Origin of the sequence: Burkholderia sp. Cy-637 (assembly GCF_011753175.1) — a bacterium.
GTDB lineage: Bacteria > Pseudomonadota > Gammaproteobacteria > Burkholderiales > Burkholderiaceae > Burkholderia > Burkholderia gladioli.
This window is the reverse complement of the sequence record NZ_VWWC01000148.1, coordinates 1-17,664: the sequence shown is the minus strand read 5'-3', so window position 1 is coordinate 17,664 and position 17,664 is coordinate 1. Positions and strand designations below refer to the sequence as shown.

Annotated in this window: 12 protein-coding genes; 8 read left to right on the top strand and 4 right to left on the bottom strand. The window is 68.4% G+C overall.

Features of this window, described 5'->3' with window-relative positions:
• The 6 genes from F3J10_RS36585 to F3J10_RS27765 all read left to right on the top strand — a co-directional run.
• Positions 1–483: helix-turn-helix domain-containing protein (locus tag F3J10_RS36585; RefSeq protein ID WP_275691713.1), on the top strand; the 483-nt coding region annotated here is incomplete at its 5' end.
• Between the two features lie 148 nt (positions 484–631).
• Complete coding sequence (locus tag F3J10_RS27785) at positions 632–928, top strand: DUF4148 domain-containing protein (protein ID WP_166915455.1); 297 nt, start codon at positions 632–634, stop codon at positions 926–928.
• A gap of 86 nt (positions 929–1,014) precedes the next feature.
• Positions 1,015–1,578: an alkyl hydroperoxide reductase subunit C gene (gene ahpC, locus F3J10_RS27780; protein WP_025101491.1), complete on the top strand. Its 564-nt coding sequence runs from the start codon at positions 1,015–1,017 to the stop codon at positions 1,576–1,578.
• A gap of 106 nt (positions 1,579–1,684) precedes the next feature.
• Entirely contained in the window at positions 1,685–3,283 is a 1,599-nt protein-coding gene (gene ahpF / locus F3J10_RS27775; RefSeq protein WP_166915453.1) for an alkyl hydroperoxide reductase subunit F, read from the top strand.
• A gap of 537 nt (positions 3,284–3,820) precedes the next feature.
• Positions 3,821–6,013, top strand: a complete 2,193-nt coding sequence (locus F3J10_RS27770) for a S46 family peptidase (protein WP_167243452.1) — start codon at positions 3,821–3,823, stop codon at positions 6,011–6,013.
• Positions 6,014–6,401: 388 nt separating this feature from the next.
• Entirely contained in the window at positions 6,402–8,621 is a 2,220-nt protein-coding gene (locus tag F3J10_RS27765; protein ID WP_166915449.1) for a TonB-dependent siderophore receptor, read from the top strand.
• A 212-nt stretch (positions 8,622–8,833) separates the two neighbouring features.
• On the opposite strand, the gene F3J10_RS27760 is transcribed toward F3J10_RS27765, so the two are convergent.
• The 3 genes from F3J10_RS27760 to F3J10_RS27750 form a co-directional block, all read right to left on the bottom strand.
• Positions 8,834–11,731 carry an EAL domain-containing protein gene (locus F3J10_RS27760; protein ID WP_345791237.1) on the bottom strand — a complete coding sequence of 966 codons (2,898 nt, stop codon included), beginning with the start codon at positions 11,729–11,731 and terminating at the stop codon, positions 8,834–8,836.
• Between the two features lie 244 nt (positions 11,732–11,975).
• On the bottom strand, positions 11,976–12,572 hold the full coding sequence (locus F3J10_RS27755) for a hypothetical protein (protein WP_345791236.1): 597 nt from the start codon (positions 12,570–12,572) through the stop codon (positions 11,976–11,978).
• 550 nt (positions 12,573–13,122) lie between these two features.
• Positions 13,123–13,971, bottom strand: coding sequence for an ureidoglycolate lyase (locus F3J10_RS27750; protein WP_046574823.1), 849 nt, complete (start codon positions 13,969–13,971; stop codon positions 13,123–13,125).
• 553 nt (positions 13,972–14,524) lie between these two features.
• On the opposite strand from F3J10_RS27750, the gene F3J10_RS27745 reads away from it, so the two are divergent.
• Together F3J10_RS27745 and F3J10_RS27740 are read left to right on the top strand one after the other, a co-directional pair.
• A complete protein-coding gene (locus F3J10_RS27745; protein ID WP_166915443.1) occupies positions 14,525–15,349 on the top strand; it encodes an IclR family transcriptional regulator in 825 nt (274 codons plus the stop codon).
• A 157-nt stretch (positions 15,350–15,506) separates the two neighbouring features.
• The gene (locus F3J10_RS27740) at positions 15,507–16,058 is read left to right on the top strand and encodes a hypothetical protein (RefSeq protein ID WP_036055238.1); all 552 of its coding nucleotides are present in this window, start codon (positions 15,507–15,509) and stop codon (positions 16,056–16,058) included.
• 225 nt (positions 16,059–16,283) lie between these two features.
• On the opposite strand, the gene F3J10_RS27735 is transcribed toward F3J10_RS27740, so the two are convergent.
• The coding region (locus F3J10_RS27735; protein WP_167243449.1) for a GNAT family N-acetyltransferase at positions 16,284–17,664 on the bottom strand (1,381 nt) is incomplete at its 5' end.

The window sequence follows — 17,664 nt, the reverse complement described above, 5'->3', positions numbered from 1 at the left end:
CGCGAGCCGCGGCTGGCCGAGCGCGTGCGCGACGCCGCCGAGGCGGCCCGCGTGGTCGCGCCGGTGGTGGGCGTGCTGGCGCGCCATCGCTGGCCCGGCAACGTGCGCGAACTGCAGAACGTGATCGAGCGGATCGCCGTCGAGCTGGTGGAGAGCGAGGGCGAGGCGCCGCTGTCGGTCGAGGTGTTGCGGGCAATCGCGCCGGAGCTGGGCATCGCGCGCGAAGGCGTGGCGGGAAGCGAGGCTGCGGACGTCGATGGAGACGGAAGCGGCGTTCCAGACGGCGCCGGCATGCCCGGCGCGGCCGCGGCAGCCACGCTGTCCGAGCGGCGGCGCCGCGTCGAGGTCGACGAGATCCGCGCCGTGCTGGACGCCTGCGGCGGCGACCGCGAGCGCGCCTGCGCCGTGCTCGGCATCAGCAAGACCACGCTGTGGCGCAAGCTCGCCGCCACCGAGGGCAAACCCGGCCGGCGTCGCGGCTGAACCGGGGACGGATCGGCGCGAGCGGGAGGGAGGGCCGGATCGAATAGGCAATGCCTATTGATCAGTTTTGAAATAAGTATTTCAACTATCCGCGGCAACTCTATAGCATCCACCTATCGATTTTTTACATCCATAGGTGAGTGCCCGTATGAAAACCTCTGCTCTGATCCTCGCTGCCGCCCTGTTCGCACCGGTCCTGGCCTCCGCCCAGACCAACCAGCCGCTCACCCGCGCCGAAGTCCGCGCCGAGCTGGCGGCACTCGTCAAGGTCGGCTACCACCCCGGCGCCGGCAACAACCCGCATTACCCCGACCAGATCCAGGAAGCCCAGGCGCGTCTGCACGCCGCCCAGGGCGATTCGGGTTACGGCGCCAACCCGGCCGTCGGCGTGGAAAGCGGCGTGAAGCTGCCCGCCGCCGCCGGCGATCTGTATCGCCATCGCTGATCGCGATGCCGGCCGGCGCCCGCGCGGGGCCGGCCGCCCCAGTCACTGATTCACACCTCATTCAACGATTCCCAAGGACCTATTCGATGCCGATCATCAACAGCCAGATCAAGCCCTTCAATGCAACCGCCTACCACAACGGCGCCTTCGTGCCGGTGACCGAGGAAAGCCTCAAGGGCAAGTGGTCGGTGGTGGTGTTCTACCCGGCGGACTTCACCTTCGTGTGCCCGACCGAGCTGGGCGACCTGGCCGACCGCTACGCCGAATTCCAGAAGCTGGGCGTGGAGATCTACGGTGTGTCGACCGATACGCACTTCACGCACAAGGCCTGGCACGAAGCCTCGGAAACCATCGCCAAGATCCAGTACCCGATGATCGGCGATCCGACCGCGCGCCTGGCACGCAACTTCGACGTGCTGATCGAGGAAGAAGGCATGGCGCTGCGCGGCACCTTCGTGATCAACCCGGAAGGCGAGATCAAGATCGCCGAGATCCACGACAACGGCATCGGCCGCGACGCCGGCGAGCTGCTGCGCAAGCTGCAGGCCGCGCAATACGTGGCGGCGCATCCGGGCGAGGTCTGCCCCGCCAAGTGGACGCCGGGCGCGGAAACGCTGACCCCGTCGCTGGACCTGATCGGCAAGATCTGAGGCCGCCCTCCAAGGCATAACGAACGATTCGATACGGCGCACGCAGGCGCCGTATCGAGCGCCCCGCGCCGGGGCACACGACAACCGACAAGACAAACCGAACATCATGCTCGAAGCCAATCTCAAGAACCAGTTGAAGTCGTACCTCGACAAGCTCACCCGCCCGATCGAACTCGTCGCCTCGCTCGACGACGGCGCGAAGTCGCAGGAGCTGATCGCGCTGCTGAAGGAGATCGGCGAGCTGTCGCCGCGCGTGGCCGTGATCGAACGCCGCGACGACGCCGAGCGCAAGCCCTCGTTCAGCATCGGCGAACCGGGCAAGGCTGCCGGGATCCGCTTTGCCGGCATCCCGATGGGCCATGAATTCACCTCGCTCGTGCTGGCGCTGCTGCAGGTCGGCGGCCACCCGCTCAAGCTCGACGAGGACACCATCGAACAGATTCGCAATCTCGACGGCGATTTTTCCTTCGAGACGTATTTCTCGCTGTCCTGCCAGAACTGCCCGGAAGTGGTCCAGGCGCTGAACGTGATGGCGCTGATCAACCCGCGCATCCGCCACGTGGCGATCGACGGCGCGCTGTTCCAGAACGAAGTCGAGGCACGCCAGATCATGGCGGTGCCGACCATGTTCCTGAACGGCGAAAGCTTCGGCCAGGGCCGCAGCAGCGTGAAGGAAATCCTCGCGAAGATCGACACGGGCGCCAGCGCTCGCGCCGCCGCCGCGATCGCCAACAAGGACGTGTTCGACGTGCTGGTGGTGGGCGGTGGCCCGGCCGGCGCGGCGGCCGCGATCTACTCGGCACGCAAGGGCATTCGCACCGGCGTGGTGGCGGAGCGCTTCGGCGGGCAGGTGCTCGATACCATGGCGATCGAGAACTTCATCTCCGTCCAGGAAACCGAAGGACCGAAGTTCGCCGCTGCGCTGGAGCAGCACGTCAAGCAATACGACGTCGACGTGATGGACGTGCAGCGCGCCGCGGCGCTGGTCCCGGGCAAGGTCAACGAGATCCACCTGGAAAACGGCGCGGTGCTGAAGGCCAAGACCATCGTGCTGTCGACCGGCGCGCGCTGGCGCGAGCTGAACGTGCCGGGTGAACGCGAGTATCGCAACAAGGGCGTGGCCTACTGCCCGCATTGCGACGGCCCGCTGTTCAAGGGCAAGCGCGTGGCCGTGGTGGGCGGCGGCAACTCGGGGGTCGAGGCCGCGATCGACCTGGCCGGCATCGTGCGCGAAGTCACGCTGATCGAGTTCGGCCAGACGCTGCGCGCCGACGAAGTGCTGCAACGCAAGCTGCGCAGCCTCCCGAACGTGACGGTGGTGACCAGCGCGCAAACCAAGGAGCTGACGGGCGACGGCCAGAAGCTGAACGGCCTGGTCTATCTCGAACGCGAGACGGGCGAGACCAAGCGCATCGACCTCGAAGGCGTGTTCGTGCAGATCGGCCTGGTGCCGAATACGGAATGGCTGAAAGGCACGATCGAGCTGTCGAAGCACGGCGAGATCGTGGTGGATGCACGCGGCGCGACGTCGATCCCCGGCGTGTTCGCGGCCGGCGACGTGACCACGGTGCCCTACAAGCAGATCGTGATCGCGGTCGGCGAAGGCGCGAAGGCTTCGTTGTCGGCCTTCGACTACCTGATCCGCCAGGACGTCGAGGCACCCGCGACGGCAGCGGCACCGGTACGCGAAGCCGTCGAAGCGTGACCGCGGTTCTCAAGCACCGCTAAGCCGGCCTCGGCCGGCTCCCTGCAATACGCGTTGTTGTTCAAGGCATCCCCTCCTCCCCTCGCCGTCATGCCCCCTCATGCGGCGAGGGATTTTTTTCCTGTCTCACATAAAAGAACATTCCTTGCGGCTTCATTGATGATGAAATCAAGCGGCATTTTATAATCGACATTTCAATATCGGCATGCATGCCGATGCCAGGCAAAGTCGCTCGCCGGCTTGATATGAACAACGCGATACAAGCGCCGGAACGCCTTGCAATGCTGCTCGCACCTCACCCGTCACACCATTGCACGTCATCGCCAATTCATCGAGATCCGGAATTATTGCCAATACATTCATCACACAAAGAACATGCTCAAGAAAATTCATTGGGCATTTTTATTTTCATTTCCCTACATCTTACAAAGATATAAAAATACCGCCTTCATTCCCCCCGGACTACAATCGCACGGCAGTCGCAATGCCGATTGAATAAAGCTGTCGATCACAGGCCGTCTCAATCCGAGGATCCGAATGCGTCTCAAACTGTTATGCACGGCGAGCGCGACGCTCGTCGCCGTCTCGTTGCTGGCCGGCGGCATCGCGCGCGCCGACGAAGGCATGTGGCAACCGTCCCAGTTGCCGTCCCTCGCTCCCCAACTCAAGCAACGCGGGCTCGCGCTCGATCCTCGGCAGCTCGCCTCGCTGAAATCCTGGCCGCTCGATGCCGTGGTCGGGCTGGGTTTCTGCACCGCCTCGTTCGTCTCGCCGGACGGCCTGATCGTCACCAACCACCATTGCGGCTACGGCGCGCTGCAATACAACTCGACGCCCGAGAAGAACCTGATCGAGAACGGCTTCCTGGCCCGCGCCAAGGCCGACGAACTGCCCACCGCGCCCACCCAGCGCGTCTACGTGACCGAGCAGGTGACCGACGTGACCGATCGCATCGAGGCGGCGGTTCCGCCCAGCAGCGACGGTTATGCGCGCTACGTCGCGATCGATCGCGAGAAGGACCGCCTGGTGCGCGAATGCACCACGCCGGGCTATCACTGCCAGGTGCAGACCTTCAGCGGCGGCTACGACTACCAGCTCGTGCGCCAGAAGGAATTGCGCGACGTGCGGCTCGTCTACGCCCCGCCCGAGTCGATCGGCAAGTACGGCGGCGACATCGACAACTGGATGTGGCCGCGCCACACCGGCGACTTCAGCTTCCTGCGCGCCTACGTGGCACGCGACGGCAGCAGCGCGACCTACGCGAAGGACAACGTGCCCTATCGCCCCAAGCACTGGCTGAGCGTGAATCCGCAAGGCGTGAAGGCCGGCGATTTCGTGATGGTGGCCGGCTACCCCGGCCGCACCAATCGCCACCTGCTGCCCGACGAACTGCGCAGCGCGATCGACTGGCAGTATCCGACGCTGATCCGCGCGCTCGGCGACATGAACCGCATCATCGACACGGCCGGCAAGCAGCGGCCGGCGGTGGAGGTGGCCTATGCCGACCAGGTGGCCGGCTTCAACAATTCGATCAAGTTCTACCAGGGCAACCGCGACGAGCTGGCCAACGGCGATGCGCTGTCGACGCGCCGCGAGCAGGAGGCCGCGCTGCACCGCTGGCTCGCCGCGCAACCGGCCGGCGGCAAGCTCGACGCCCCCGCGCGGCTGGCCGACGTCGAGCGGCTGAACCGCCTGGTCGACGCGCGCATGGCCACGCGCGAGCGCGACCTGATCCTGCACCTGCTGCAGCAGACGCAGATGTACCGCGCCTCGTACCGGATCGTGCGGCTCGCCGACGAAAAGCAGAAGCCCGATGCCGAACGCGAGGACGGCTTCCGCCAGCGCGACGAGATCGACCTGCTCGGCCAGCAGAAGAGCATCGACCGCCGCTACGATCCGGCCGTCGACCGGCAGTTGCTGGTCTATGTGCTGCAGCGCTACGCGAAGCTGCCGGCCGACCAGCACATCGGCGCGCTCGATCGCTGGCTGGGCGGCGCGAACGACGCCGCGGCGCTTGCCGCCAAGGTCGACGCGCTCTACGCGGGCAGCCGGCTGACCGACCAGGCGACCCGCGTCGCGCTGATGTCGGCCACGCCTGCCGAACTCGCGGCGAGCCACGATAGCTGGATCGCGCTGACGCGCGCGCTGATGCCGGACCTGCTGGCCATCGAGCACGCGGACAAGGCCCAGGACGGCGACGAGGCCGCCGCGCGGGCCGGCTACATGAAGGCCCTGACCGCCTACAGCGAGGCGCGCGGCCTGCCCGTCTACCACGACGCGAACCTGTCGCTGCGCGTGAGCTTCGGCACCGTGCAGGGCTACCGGCCGCGCGACGCGGTCGAGTACCTGCCGTTCACCACCACCGACGGCATCGTGCAGAAGAACACCGGCGTCGCGCCCTTCAACGCACCGGCCGCCGAACTCGCGGCGATCCGCGCGCATGCCTTCGACGGCTTCGCCGGCCCCGGCGCCGGCGCGCTGCCCGTGAACTTCCTCGCCGATCTCGACATCGCCGGCGGCAATTCGGGCTCGCCCACGCTGGACCGCGACGGCAAGCTGGTCGGGCTGGTCTTCGACGGCGCCTGGGAAGGCGTCAGCGCGGGCTGGCTGTTCGATCCCGCCGTCACGCGCTCGATCCACGTCGACGTGCGCTACATGCTGTGGGTGATGCACCACCTCGACCACGCCGACAACCTGCTGCGCGAAATGAACGTCGCCGTGCCGGATTGAGGGCCGTCCGCGATGCGCCTGCGTTGCGCATCGCGGAATTCGTCATCCAACCCCATCAAATGGCGGCAGGGATCGTCGGTCCCGGCGATCCCTGCCGCCATCCAGCCCGCGCCCTGGCCGTTCGCCGTCGAGCCCTTCGCCACGGGCCTTGCGCCCTCGCCCCGCCTGCCGCGCGCCACCCCGAAACCTCGCCCCTGTTGTTACAGATAGACATGAGAATTACTTTCGAGATGACAATGATTCGCATTTAATTTATAGTCGCGTCTTCATAAAAAACGCCGTCCCGCCTTCGTCCGACTCGCAGGACCGATTGACGGAACGGCCGGCCCGCCCGGATTCCGAATGACGCCCTGGGACGGAGTTTTCTTCAATCCGTTTAGTGCGTCCTATGTCAAGCTTCCAAACGCCGTCCTGGCCCCTTTCGCCGATTTCCTGGGGCTGCCTCGCGCTCGCCGCCGCCTGCGCCTTTCCCGCCGTCGCCATCGCCCAGAGCGCGCCGTCCTCGTCCGATACGAGCACGGCCGGCAGCGCGGCAGCGCGTCCCGCCGCGGCACTACCGACCATCGCCGTGAAGGGCAAGGTCGAGGAGCTGCCGGGCGATCTCTCGCCGACCTTCGGCGGCGGCCAGGTGGCGCGCGGCGCCGACTACGGCGTGCTGGGCAAGCAGCGCAACATCGACGTGCCGTTCAGCATGACGACCTATACCTCGAAGCTGATCGAGGACCAGCAGGCCCGCACGCTGGCCGACGTGCTCGACAACGATCCGGCCGTGCGCAGCGCGTTCGGCTACGGCAACTTCTCGCAGGTGTTCATCATCCGCGGCTTCCAGCTCAACGGCGACGATGTCTCGCTGAACGGCCTGTACGGCGTCACGCCGCGCCAGTTGGTGGCCACCGACGCGGTCGAGCGGATCGACGTGCTGAAGGGCGCCAACGCGTTCCTGAGCGGCGCCTCGCCGACCGGCAGCGCGGTGGGCGGCGGCGTCAACATCCAGCTGAAGCGCGCCGACGACAAGCCGCTCACGCGCGTGACGCTCGACGGCAGCACCGGCGGCCAGGTGGGCGAGCACATCGACATCGGCCGGCGCTTCGGCAGCGAAGGCCAGTTCGGCATCCGCGTGAACCAGGCGACCAGCGGCGGCTCGACCGACATCGACGACGCGCATCACCGCGCCACCACCCAGGCGCTCGCGCTCGACTACCGCGGCGACAAGCTGCGCCTCTACGCCGACTTCCTGCACCAGCGCGAGCGCGACGACCAGGGCCGCTCGGTGGTCTACGTGAACGGCACCGGCGCGATTCCCGCGCCGCCCTCGGCCACCCACAACTACGCCCAGCCCTGGGCCTACAGCGACCTGGAGGACACGGTCGGCCAGCTGCGCGCCGAATACGACTTCTTCCCGGGCTGGACCGCCTATGTGGCGGGCGGCGCGCGTCATACCGACGAGAACGGCCAGTACGCATCGCCGACCGTCAACACCTCGACCGGCGCCGTCACCGCCTCGCGCCTGGGCGTGCCGCACAAGGAAGACGCGCAATCGGCCGAGGCCGGCGTGCGCGGCCGCTTCACGACCGGCCCGGTATCGCACATGGTGGCGGTCGGCGCGGCCTACACGCGCCTGAACAGCCAGTCGGCCTACACGTTGTCGGGCAGCTTCCCGACCACGCTCGACAACCCGCAGGCGGTGCCGTTCCCGGCCACCAAGTACCAGGGCGGCGACCTGTCCGATCCCGGCACGGTGGCGATGACCTGGACGCGCAGCGTGGCGGTGTCGGACACGCTCGGCCTGCTCAACGATCGCGTGCTGTTCACCATCGGCGCGCGCCGCCAGTCGATCGCGGTGACCAACTACGGCTACACCGGCGCGGTCAGCAGCGTCTACGACCAGTCGGTCACCACGCCGGTGTTCGGCCTGGTGTTCAAGGCGACCAACAACTGGGCGTTCTACGCGAACCGCACCGAAGCGCTCACGCAGGGCGAGACAGCGCCGACCACCGCGCGCAACCTCGGCGAGGTGCTCGCCCCGTACCGCTCGAAGCAATATGAAGTGGGCACCAAGTACGATGCCGGCGGCTTCGGCGCCGCGCTCGCGCTGTTCCAGATCGAGAAGCCGATGGCCTACACCGATCCGAACACGCTGATCTTCGCGGCCAACGGCATGCAGCGTCATCGCGGCGTGGAAGCCTCGATCAACGGCGAACCGGTCAAGGGCCTGCGCCTGATCGCCGGCGCCAGCTATATCGACGCGCAACTGGAAGACACTGCGGGCGGCGCGAGCGACGGCAACCGCCCGATCGGCGTGCCGAAGTTCACCTTCACCGCGAATGCCGAATACGACCTGCCGATGCTGCAGGGCGCGACGCTGACGGCGCGCTGGATCCACACCAGCTCGCAGTACCTGGATGTCGCCAACAAGCTGTCGATCCCGTCGTGGAACCGCTTCGACATCGGCGCGCGCTACAAGACCGAGCTGTTCAAGAAGGAAACCACCTTCCGCGTGATGGTCCGCAACGTCGCCAACAAGTCGTACTGGGCCTCGACCATCGGCGGTTACCTGAGCCAGGGCGAGCCGCGCTCGATCTGGCTGTCGATGACCACCGACTTCTGATCGTCGTGTCGTGACGGGGCCGCGCCCGCGGCCCCTGTCGAAGCGATTCCGTGGTTCCCGCCTTGCCGGCGCGACCGGCCGCGCCCGCCACGGGCCGCGGCCCGGTGCGCCGCCCGCTTGCGGCGCGCGCCGGCCCGGTTCGCGGGTCTCCTCCTCTCCCCGCTGCCGGCCGGCGCCGCGCGCCGCTCATCCCGTTCCCGCCCGCCGTTTCCTCAGCCCCGATCGCCCGTGCGCGCGGCGTCGTTCGCTTCGCCGTTCGCTTCCTCGCCCGCCTCGGCACCGGCCGGCGCCGGCTCGGCCAGCACGCGCCGGATCGAGTCGAGCAGCACCAGGTCGAGGCAGGAATCGGCGGCCAGGATCCGCTCCGGCATCACCGGCCGGCCAACCGCGTAACCCTGCACGTAGTCGACGCCGATCGCGCGCAGCGCCTCGAAGGTGCGCAGGTCCTCGACCCACTCGGCGATGGTGCGCATGCCGAGGTTGCGGGCCAGGTTGACCATCGACTCGACGATCGCGATATCGGCCGGGTGCTCGCACATGGTCTTGACGAACTCGCCGTCGATCTTCAGCGCGTCGGCCGACAGCGCCTTCAGGTACTTGAACGAGGTGTGGCCCGCGCCGAAATCGTCGAGCGCGATGCGGATCCCCATGTCGTGGGCCCGCGCGATGAAGTGCTGGCTGGTCTTCAGGTCGTGCAGCGCGACCGTCTCGGTGATCTCCAGGCACAGGTAATGGACGATCGAGGCATGCGCCTCCAGCCGCCGGAACAGCTCGGCGACGATGCGCTCGTCGTTGAGCGAGGCGCCGCTCAGGTTCACGCAGACGAAGCGCGTCTTCGTCAGCGCGGCCTGGTTGCGCTCGATCCACTCCAGCACCATCGACAGCACCCACAGATCGATCGCGCCGATGGTGCCCGAGCGCTCGAAGGCGTCGATGAAGTCGACCGCGCTGAGAATCGTGCCGTCGTCGCGCCGCAAGCGCAGCAGCACCTCGAAATCGAGCGACTCGGCCGCGTTCGTGACCGACATGATCGGCTGCATCGCCAGCACCAGGCCCTCGGGAATCGCATCCTCGCTGAGCGTGCCGATCAGCGCGATGTCGCGCGTGCGCCGCTCCAGGTCGAACGCGTCGCTGCGATAGACCACCACCTTGCCGTTGCCGTCGCGCTTGGATTCGCGGCAGGCCTGGTCGGCATGCGCGACGATGTCCTGCACCGACATGTTCGGCAGGCACTCGACCACGCCGATCGAGGCCCGCACGCGGAACGCGCGGCTGCCGATCGGATAGGGCAGCGCGCTGACCGCGTGCTCCAGGCGCCGGCACAGCGCGGCGGCCTCGTCCACGTCCATCTCGGCGAACACGCAGACGAACTCGTCGCCGCCGATCCGGCCGATGGTGCCGCGCCCTTCCAGGCTCGCCGTCATGCGCACCACCAGTTGGCGCAGCACCTCGTCGCCGGCCGCGTGGCCGAACATGTCGTTGATCAGCTTGAAGCGGTCGAGGTCGACATAGGCCACCGACCACGACGGCCGCGTGCTGGTCAGCCCCTCCAGCACGCGCTCGATGCCGCGCCGGTTCAGCGCGCCGGTCAGCGAATCGTGCTCGGCCAGGAAGTGCAGCCGCGCGACCGCCTCGGCGCGCTCGGTCACCTCCTCGAGCGAGCCCTCGTAGGCGTTCTCGGAGAAGATCGCGCGCAGCGAATAACGGCGCCGGGCGGTGCCCGCGTCGGGCGAGCCGTTGATCTCGATGGCGCTTTCGCCGCCGCGCAGCGCCAGGTCGCGCAGGCGGATCCAGGAGCCCTCGTCGAAGAAGTCGGTCCAGTGGCGGCTGCGGTAGCTGTCGCGATCGAGCCCGAGCATCGCCAGCAGCGCCGGGTTGGCGCGCGTGAAGCGGCCCTCGCTGTCGAGCGTGAAGAGCCCCATCGGCGTGAGGTCGTAGGTGGTGCGCAGCTCGGTTTCGGACTTGTGGCGCTGGGCGCGATCGGCGCGCATCTGCTCGGCGATCGCGAAGGCCGCCATCATGCTCGAGACCAGCGCCGTGACCACCGGGTTCAGGCCGCCGAACAGCATGCGCGTGCCGAGCGCGGCGGCGAACACCTCGGAGAGGATCGCGAACAGCACGAAGGACAGCGAGGCCACGTACCAGATCACGGTGCGCGAGCGCGCCCGCAGCAGCAGCGTGCCGAGCAGGTAGAGCAGCAGCAGCATGCCGGCGCCGGCCAGCACCCAGAGCGCCGGCACGAACTGGCGGTAGGGCAGCACCAGCGACAGCAGCAGCAACAGCAGGCCGCCGAGCTGCACGGTCTTGAGCAGCCATTGCAGCGAGACCCGCGCGATCTCGCGGCGGAACAGCCGGCCGAACAGCGAGACCGTGACGATGTAGTAGATCGCGAAGCTCAGTTGCCGGACCAGGTCGATCCAGGCCGGCGACAGGGTATGGCCGAGCCAGGCGTTGTCGAAGCCGAGCGCGTTGGCCGCCAGGCGCTGGTTGCCGACCAGCCAGACCGAGAACACCACGTAGGTCCACTCGCGGTTGATCATCGCGGTCACGAAGATGAAGATCGCCAGCGTCAACAGCCCGCCGCCGATCAGCGAGGCATTGCGCTCGAACTGCAGCCGCGCCGCCGTCAGCGCGCGGCCCGTCAGGCGGCTGGCCGTCACGTAGGCGGGGCCGCTGTAGAGGCCCCGGCAGAGGATCGGCGCGCCCGCGGCGGGCGTCTCCAGGCGCAGCGCGAAACCGGCCGCGGCCAGTTGCATCGCGCCTTGCGGGCCGACGCGATCGGCCGCGCCGAGCGGCGCCAGCGTGCCGGCGTTCCAGCACGACAGCGATTTCGCGTGGCGCGACGCGAAGGCCAGGTAGTCGCGTGAATCGGCAGCCGGATTCACCGGCTGCGCGTCGAGCAGGATCCACACCGGGTGCTCGGACAGGTGCGTGCCGAAGCGCCCCGTCACGGGCGCCTCGCGCAGCGCGCGCAGGGCCTCGGCCGGCGAGGCACGGCCGCTGCCGTCGATGAAGGCGTGGAAATCGAGGGGAGTGGTCTCGATCGAGACATCGCCCGATGGCGATATCGTAAAGAACAGCGCGGTCGATATCGCCAGGATCGCGGGCACGAGATAGATCGAAAAGACATCGAACCAGCGGTCGAATGAGCGCCCGCCCGCCAGCTGTCCGAATCCTGATGCCCAAGCCGACAGCCGCATGTCTGTCATCCCCCGTTTGTCGCTTGCCAAAACGCATTCGATTCTAATCGGCCTTCATGCGCCGTGCTGTTATTAATTCTCATCAAGAAAGAATCGGAATCCATAGATGCTCCCGGCTGGGCAGTCGGGAGCATCGCGCCGCCCGAGCCGCCTCTCAGGCTTCGGGCACGCTCACGTCGATGTCGGGATGATGCGTGTCGAACACATAGCCGTACAGCGGGTGCCGCACCTCGGCCCAGCGCCGGCGCGCCGCGTCGACCCGCTTGGCGAGCACACGATGCGGCATGCCGCCGACATGCGCCATCGGGAAGAACTCGGGCCTGCCATGCACATCCTCGAACAGCATCGCCTGGTATTCGCGATCGAGCGGCGCGCGCGCCGTGATCACCATCCAGTCGATCGCGGCCGAGCGGCAATGGAGGAACAGCGCCTTGCAGAGCGCGACCTTGACGGCGCGGCCGATCATGCCGCCGCGCACCGCGAGCCGGGTCGCCTCGGCCAGCCGGCAGCCGTCCAGCCAGTCGGGCAGCGCCACCGAGCTTTCCAGCGGCAGCGGGCCGTGCCGGTTGGTCTGGATCCGCATGGTGCCGATCGCCTCGCGATCGAGCCGCGATTCGGCCAGCAGCAGCACCGTGTCGTCGCGCCGGTCGCCGGCCTCGATCGTCATGCCGGCCGCGAATTCGGGCGTGTGCCGGCCATAGGCCGCGCGGCGCATCGCCAGCACGCGTTCGAGGTCGGCCTCGTGGCGCACCGCGCGGATCGTGAACGGCAGTCGCTCGCTGCGAAGCGGTGCATCGTCGGCAATGGGAACGATCGGGGTGGGAAGCGGTATTTGAAGCGGTATCTGAAGCGATGCCTGAAGCGGCGCCTCGACGGCGAGAAGGGAGGGGGAAACGCGGTCCATGGTCAACTCCGTGGCGAATCATCGGGAATGACATCGCGAGAGATGCCCGCCTGTCGGGTCAACCGCGACGCGCGTCGAGATTCGCAGGAGTTCCGCAGCGAAATGTCACGAAAGCCTGGCCGGATTTCGCGCCCTTTTTTGCTCGATGGGGAGATGAAAATGGTGTCGAGATCGAACCGCGCTTCGACGCGATGACTGCCGCGCCCTTGGCGGTCGATTCGTGGATTTCAGGGGGGATATCGTGCTCGCCCATTTGGCCGCATTGAGGAGGAGTCCTGCTCGATTGCGGCGGCGCGGCACTGTCTGGACCTGGCGGATCGCCCGCGCCGCCCGATCCGATATCGGGGCCGCGACGCGGCCCGATATCGAAACCCGCCGGCGCGGGCGAGCGCGGAACTCAGTCGGCCGCGCGCGTGAGCTGGCGCTGCTCGCCGAGGCCGTCGATGCCCAGGCGCACGGTCTGGCCCGGCTTCAGGTAGACCGGCGCGGGCTTCACGCCCATGCCGACGCCGGGGGGCGTGCCGGTCGAGATCACGTCGCCCGGCTGCAGGCTCATGCAACGCGACAGATAGGCGATCACCTCGGCCACGCCGAAGATCATGGTGCGCGTGCTGCCGTCCTGGTAGCGATGGCCGTCGACCTCGAGCCACAGCGAGAGCTGCTGCGGATCGGGCACCTCGTCGCGCGTGACCAGCCAGGGGCCGATCGGGCCGAAGCTGTCGAAACCCTTGCCCTTGTCCCACTGGCCGCCGCGCTCGATCTGCCATTCGCGCTCGGAGACGTCGTTGATCACGCAGTAGCCGGCCACGTAGTCGAGCGCATCGGCTTCGTCGACGTTCTTGCAGGGCCGCCCGATCACCACGCCCAGCTCGACCTCCCAGTCGGTCTTGAGCGAGTCGCGCGGGATCTCGATGCCGTCGTTCGGGCCGCACACGGCGCTGGTCCACTTGGCGAACACCACCGGCTCGCTCGGCACCGGCAGCCCCGATTCGGCGGCGTGATCGGCGTAGTTCAGGCCGATGCAGACGAACTTGCCGATCTGCCCGACGCAGGCGCCGATGCGCGGCTCGCCCGGCACCAGCGGCAGCGAGGCCGGATCGAGCGCGCGCAGGCGCGCCAGCGCGGCATCCGAGAGCGCCTCGCCGGCTAGGTCGGGGATCACCGCCGACAGGTCGCGAATCCGGCCCCCGGCATCGAGCAGGCCGGGCTTTTCCTGGCCCACCGGGCCGTAACGCAGCAGTTTCATGACGAACTTCCTCTGGTTGGATCACATGGACGAAATCGGCGCGGGACGATTGTGCCTGCGCGGCGGCCGGTTTGCCTCGCGGCGGCGACGGCGCCGGTCCCGGCCCGGTTGGCGATTTTTATCATCTGCGTGCGACGCCGGAATGATGGCTCACGGATACCCACTATTGCAGCGGCCGCCGAGGGCCCCGCCCGGGACCGGTTTCCTCCGCCGGGGCCGCATCGTATGTTGTCAAACGACAACAGTTGCCGCCGAACCGGCTCCCGATCGGCCGCCACGCGCCGAACTGCCTGAAACGGCAAGGAAATCCGCCCCGCTCCCCGGGGCCGTGGCCAGGCCTCGGCGCACGTAAACATGCTTACTGTTCATTTCTTAACGTTTACTTTCCGGAAATAAACGGATCAACTGATGCACTTGCCATCGTGCGATCGCACGATGGGAGCACGACAGGCCCGGTGCCGGGCGCCTGCGTGCCGATCCGCCCCTCGTAGCCACAACCGGGCGCAAGCCGTCCTCGGGACGCGGGCGCCCGACCATGCAACCACCACTCACGATGCCGACCACATCTGCCGCTCTCGCGAACCCCGCCACCTCCCCGTGCTCGCCCGAGGAAGTCGAGCGCTATCGCGCACCGGCGCTCGACAAGGGACTCGATATCCTCGAACTGCTCGCGCAACGCAAGGAAGGCCTGACCCGCACCGAGATCACCAAGCAGCTCGGCCGCAACGCCAGCGAGATCTACCGCATGCTCGAACGCCTGGTGGCGCGCCAATACGTGACGCGCTCCTCGTCCGGCGACCGCTACACGCTGAGCCTCAAGCTGTTCGCGCTGGCCCACCGCCATCCGCCGATGAACCGGCTGATCGACGAGGCGCTGCCGCCGATGCAGCGCTTCGCCGACACGGCCGGGCAATCCTGCCACCTGACCGTCCACGACCGCGGCGGCCTGCTGGTGATCGCCCAGGTCGACGACCCGGGCGCCTGGGGCATCACGGTGCGGCTCGGCTCGCGCGTCGGGCTCACCGATACCGCCTCGGGGCAATTGATGCTGGCGTTCCAGACGCCGGGCCAGCGCGAGCACATGCTCGGCGAGCACGCGAAACTCGCCGACGCGAACGGCCTCGACGAAGCCGCCTTCGAGGCGGCCGCCATCGGCGCGCGGCAGCAGGGTTGCCTGCGCCAGGCGTCTCGCCGGGCCGTGGGTGTTACCGATATCGCTTTTCCGGTGCTCGGGCCTTCGGGGCAGGCCATCGCGGTGCTGACCTGCCCTTACGTGCAGCGCATCGACACGCGCTGCGCGCCGACGCTCGACGAAGCCACCGAGCTGCTGCGGCGGACCACCGAGGGCCTGTCGATGGCCAGCCTGGAGGCGGCCTGAGCGCCGGCCGTGGCGCGCCACGAGCGAGGCGACGGCGGGTGCCGGACGCGTCGCACGAACGGCACCGCGGCACGCGCGCTGGATCGCATCGGCGCGCGACGCTAAAATAGCGGCCCTTTCGCAAACCGACGCCCGTCGATCCGGCGGCGCGCGCACGATGACCCTCATGGCCAAACTTCTGACCGATATCGAATTCCAGCGTTTTTCCGAACTTCAGCAGAAGCAGGCAAGCTTCACGATCACGCCCGAGGAGGCGGACGAGCTGCGCGACATCGTCGCGCGCGCCCAGAAGAAACGCGACGATCGCGCCGCCGCGATGCAGGCGATCGAAGCCTACATCGAGCAGTTCGACATCTCGCCCGACGAGCTGTTCTCGCCCGAGCAGATCGGCGACGCGGCGCGCACCTACGGCCTGATCTCGGCCAGCAAGAAGGAGCGCGTGCTGCCGCCCTCGATCACCTTCAACGGCAAGCCCTACCAGTGGACCAAGACGCTGCCCGACGAGGTTCGCGGCGCGCTGTTCGAGGCCTTCACGGCCGGCGAATCGGTCAAGCGCTTCATCGCGATGCCGAAGGACGTGGCGCGGTGCGCGCTGACGATCGCGCGGCTCGAGCGCGAAACCGGCGCCGTCTACGCGGAGGCGCTGCTCGAGGAACTGGCGCTGTCGCGCCCGCTGATCGACGACGCCTCGAACAAGCTCGCGGCCTGATTCACAGCCTGAATCTCCGCTTGAAAGCAGACAGGGCCGCCGGCGTCATCAACGCCGACAGCCCTGCATCTTGCGATTCGCTTGCTACGCGGCGGCAGCGCCGATCGATCTCGCCGCCTTCCCCGCCGCCCCCGTAAAACCTCACCTCCGCTCCCGCATCGGCTCACCTGTCGCCTCGCTGCGCGACGGCAAACCCGCGCGCGCGACACGCCGCATCAGCCGCGATCAATCCCGCAGCTTCAAGCGGAACGCGACCACGCCCGGCTCCTCGCCCGCGCTCACCGCGAAGCCCGAGGCACGCGCCAGGCCGATCATCGCGCCGTTCTCGCGCAAGGCCTCGCCGATCAGCCAGTGCGTGCCGCGCGAACGCGCGTAGTCGATGATCTGCCCCATCAGCAGCCGCCCCAGCCCGCTGCCCTTCTGGTCGGGGCGGATCGCGATCGCGAACTCGGCGGTTTCGTTGTCCGGGTCGGCCACCGCGCGCACCACGCCCAGCGTCTGCCGCTGCCCGTCGTCATCGTCGGCGGTGGCGATCAGCGCCATCTCGCGGTCGTAGTCGATCTGCGTCATGCGCGCGACCTGCGAGTGATCGAAGCTGCGGATCGAGCCGAAGAAGCGCATGCGCAGATCGTCGGGCGTCATCGCGCCGAGCAGCGCCGTGTGCGCGGCCTCGTCCTCGGGACGGATCGGCCGCACCGTCATGGTCCGGCCGCGCCATGCGAGCTGCTGCTCCAGGCGGCGCGGATACGGCATGATCGCGAGCCGTCCGCGCCCCGTCGCGAAACGCAGCCGCGCGTCGCGGATCGTCACGTGCCGGGGCAGCACCCGCAGCACCAGCGACAGGGCCACCAGTTCGCGCACCTCGCAGACCGCCTGCGACAGCGCCATCAGCGCCTCGAGCAGCGGCTCGGGCTCGGCGCGACGCGAATAGGGCGAGCGGCGCACCACGGCGCGCGCCAGCACCGTGTTGAAAGGCGGCAGCCCATAGACCACCAGCGGCGCGGACACGCCGTCCGCCGCCGGCACCGAGTAACGGAATACCGGGCCGAAGTTCTGGTCGTCATGCATCTCGACCGTCACCTCGACGATGATGTCGCGCGCATCCGCGTCGGTCTGCACGCCCTGCAGGCCGAAATGCGCGAGCCAGGCGGCGGCCTGCGCGCCGTCGAGTTCGGCCGGGCCCCGCGCGAGCGCCGCGCGCGCTGCCTCCTGCGCTTGCACCACCGAGGGCGGCGGCTCGGGCGGCGAACCTTCGGGCGTCTGCATCAGCAGCTCGCGGCCGAGCCGGTAGTCGACCAGCCGCGCGTAGGCGCGCGCCAGCCGCTGCGGCGTGGTGTGCACGGGGATGCCGTGCGCGTGCAGCGCATCGCGCGTGGCCGCGTCGACGCCGCCGAAGAAGCAGGCGACGATGCCGCGCGAGGCGCTGCGCTGCGCCTCGATCAGCTCGCGCGCCACGGCCTCGACGGGCGCGTTGTGCGAGGTGGCATGCACCACGAACAGCGTGCCCGCCGCGCCGTGCGCGCCGAGCGCTCGTACCGCGGCACCGAACGCCTCGGGCCGCGCGTCGTCGCCGAGCAGCAGGGGGTTGCCCGCCTCGATGCCGCGA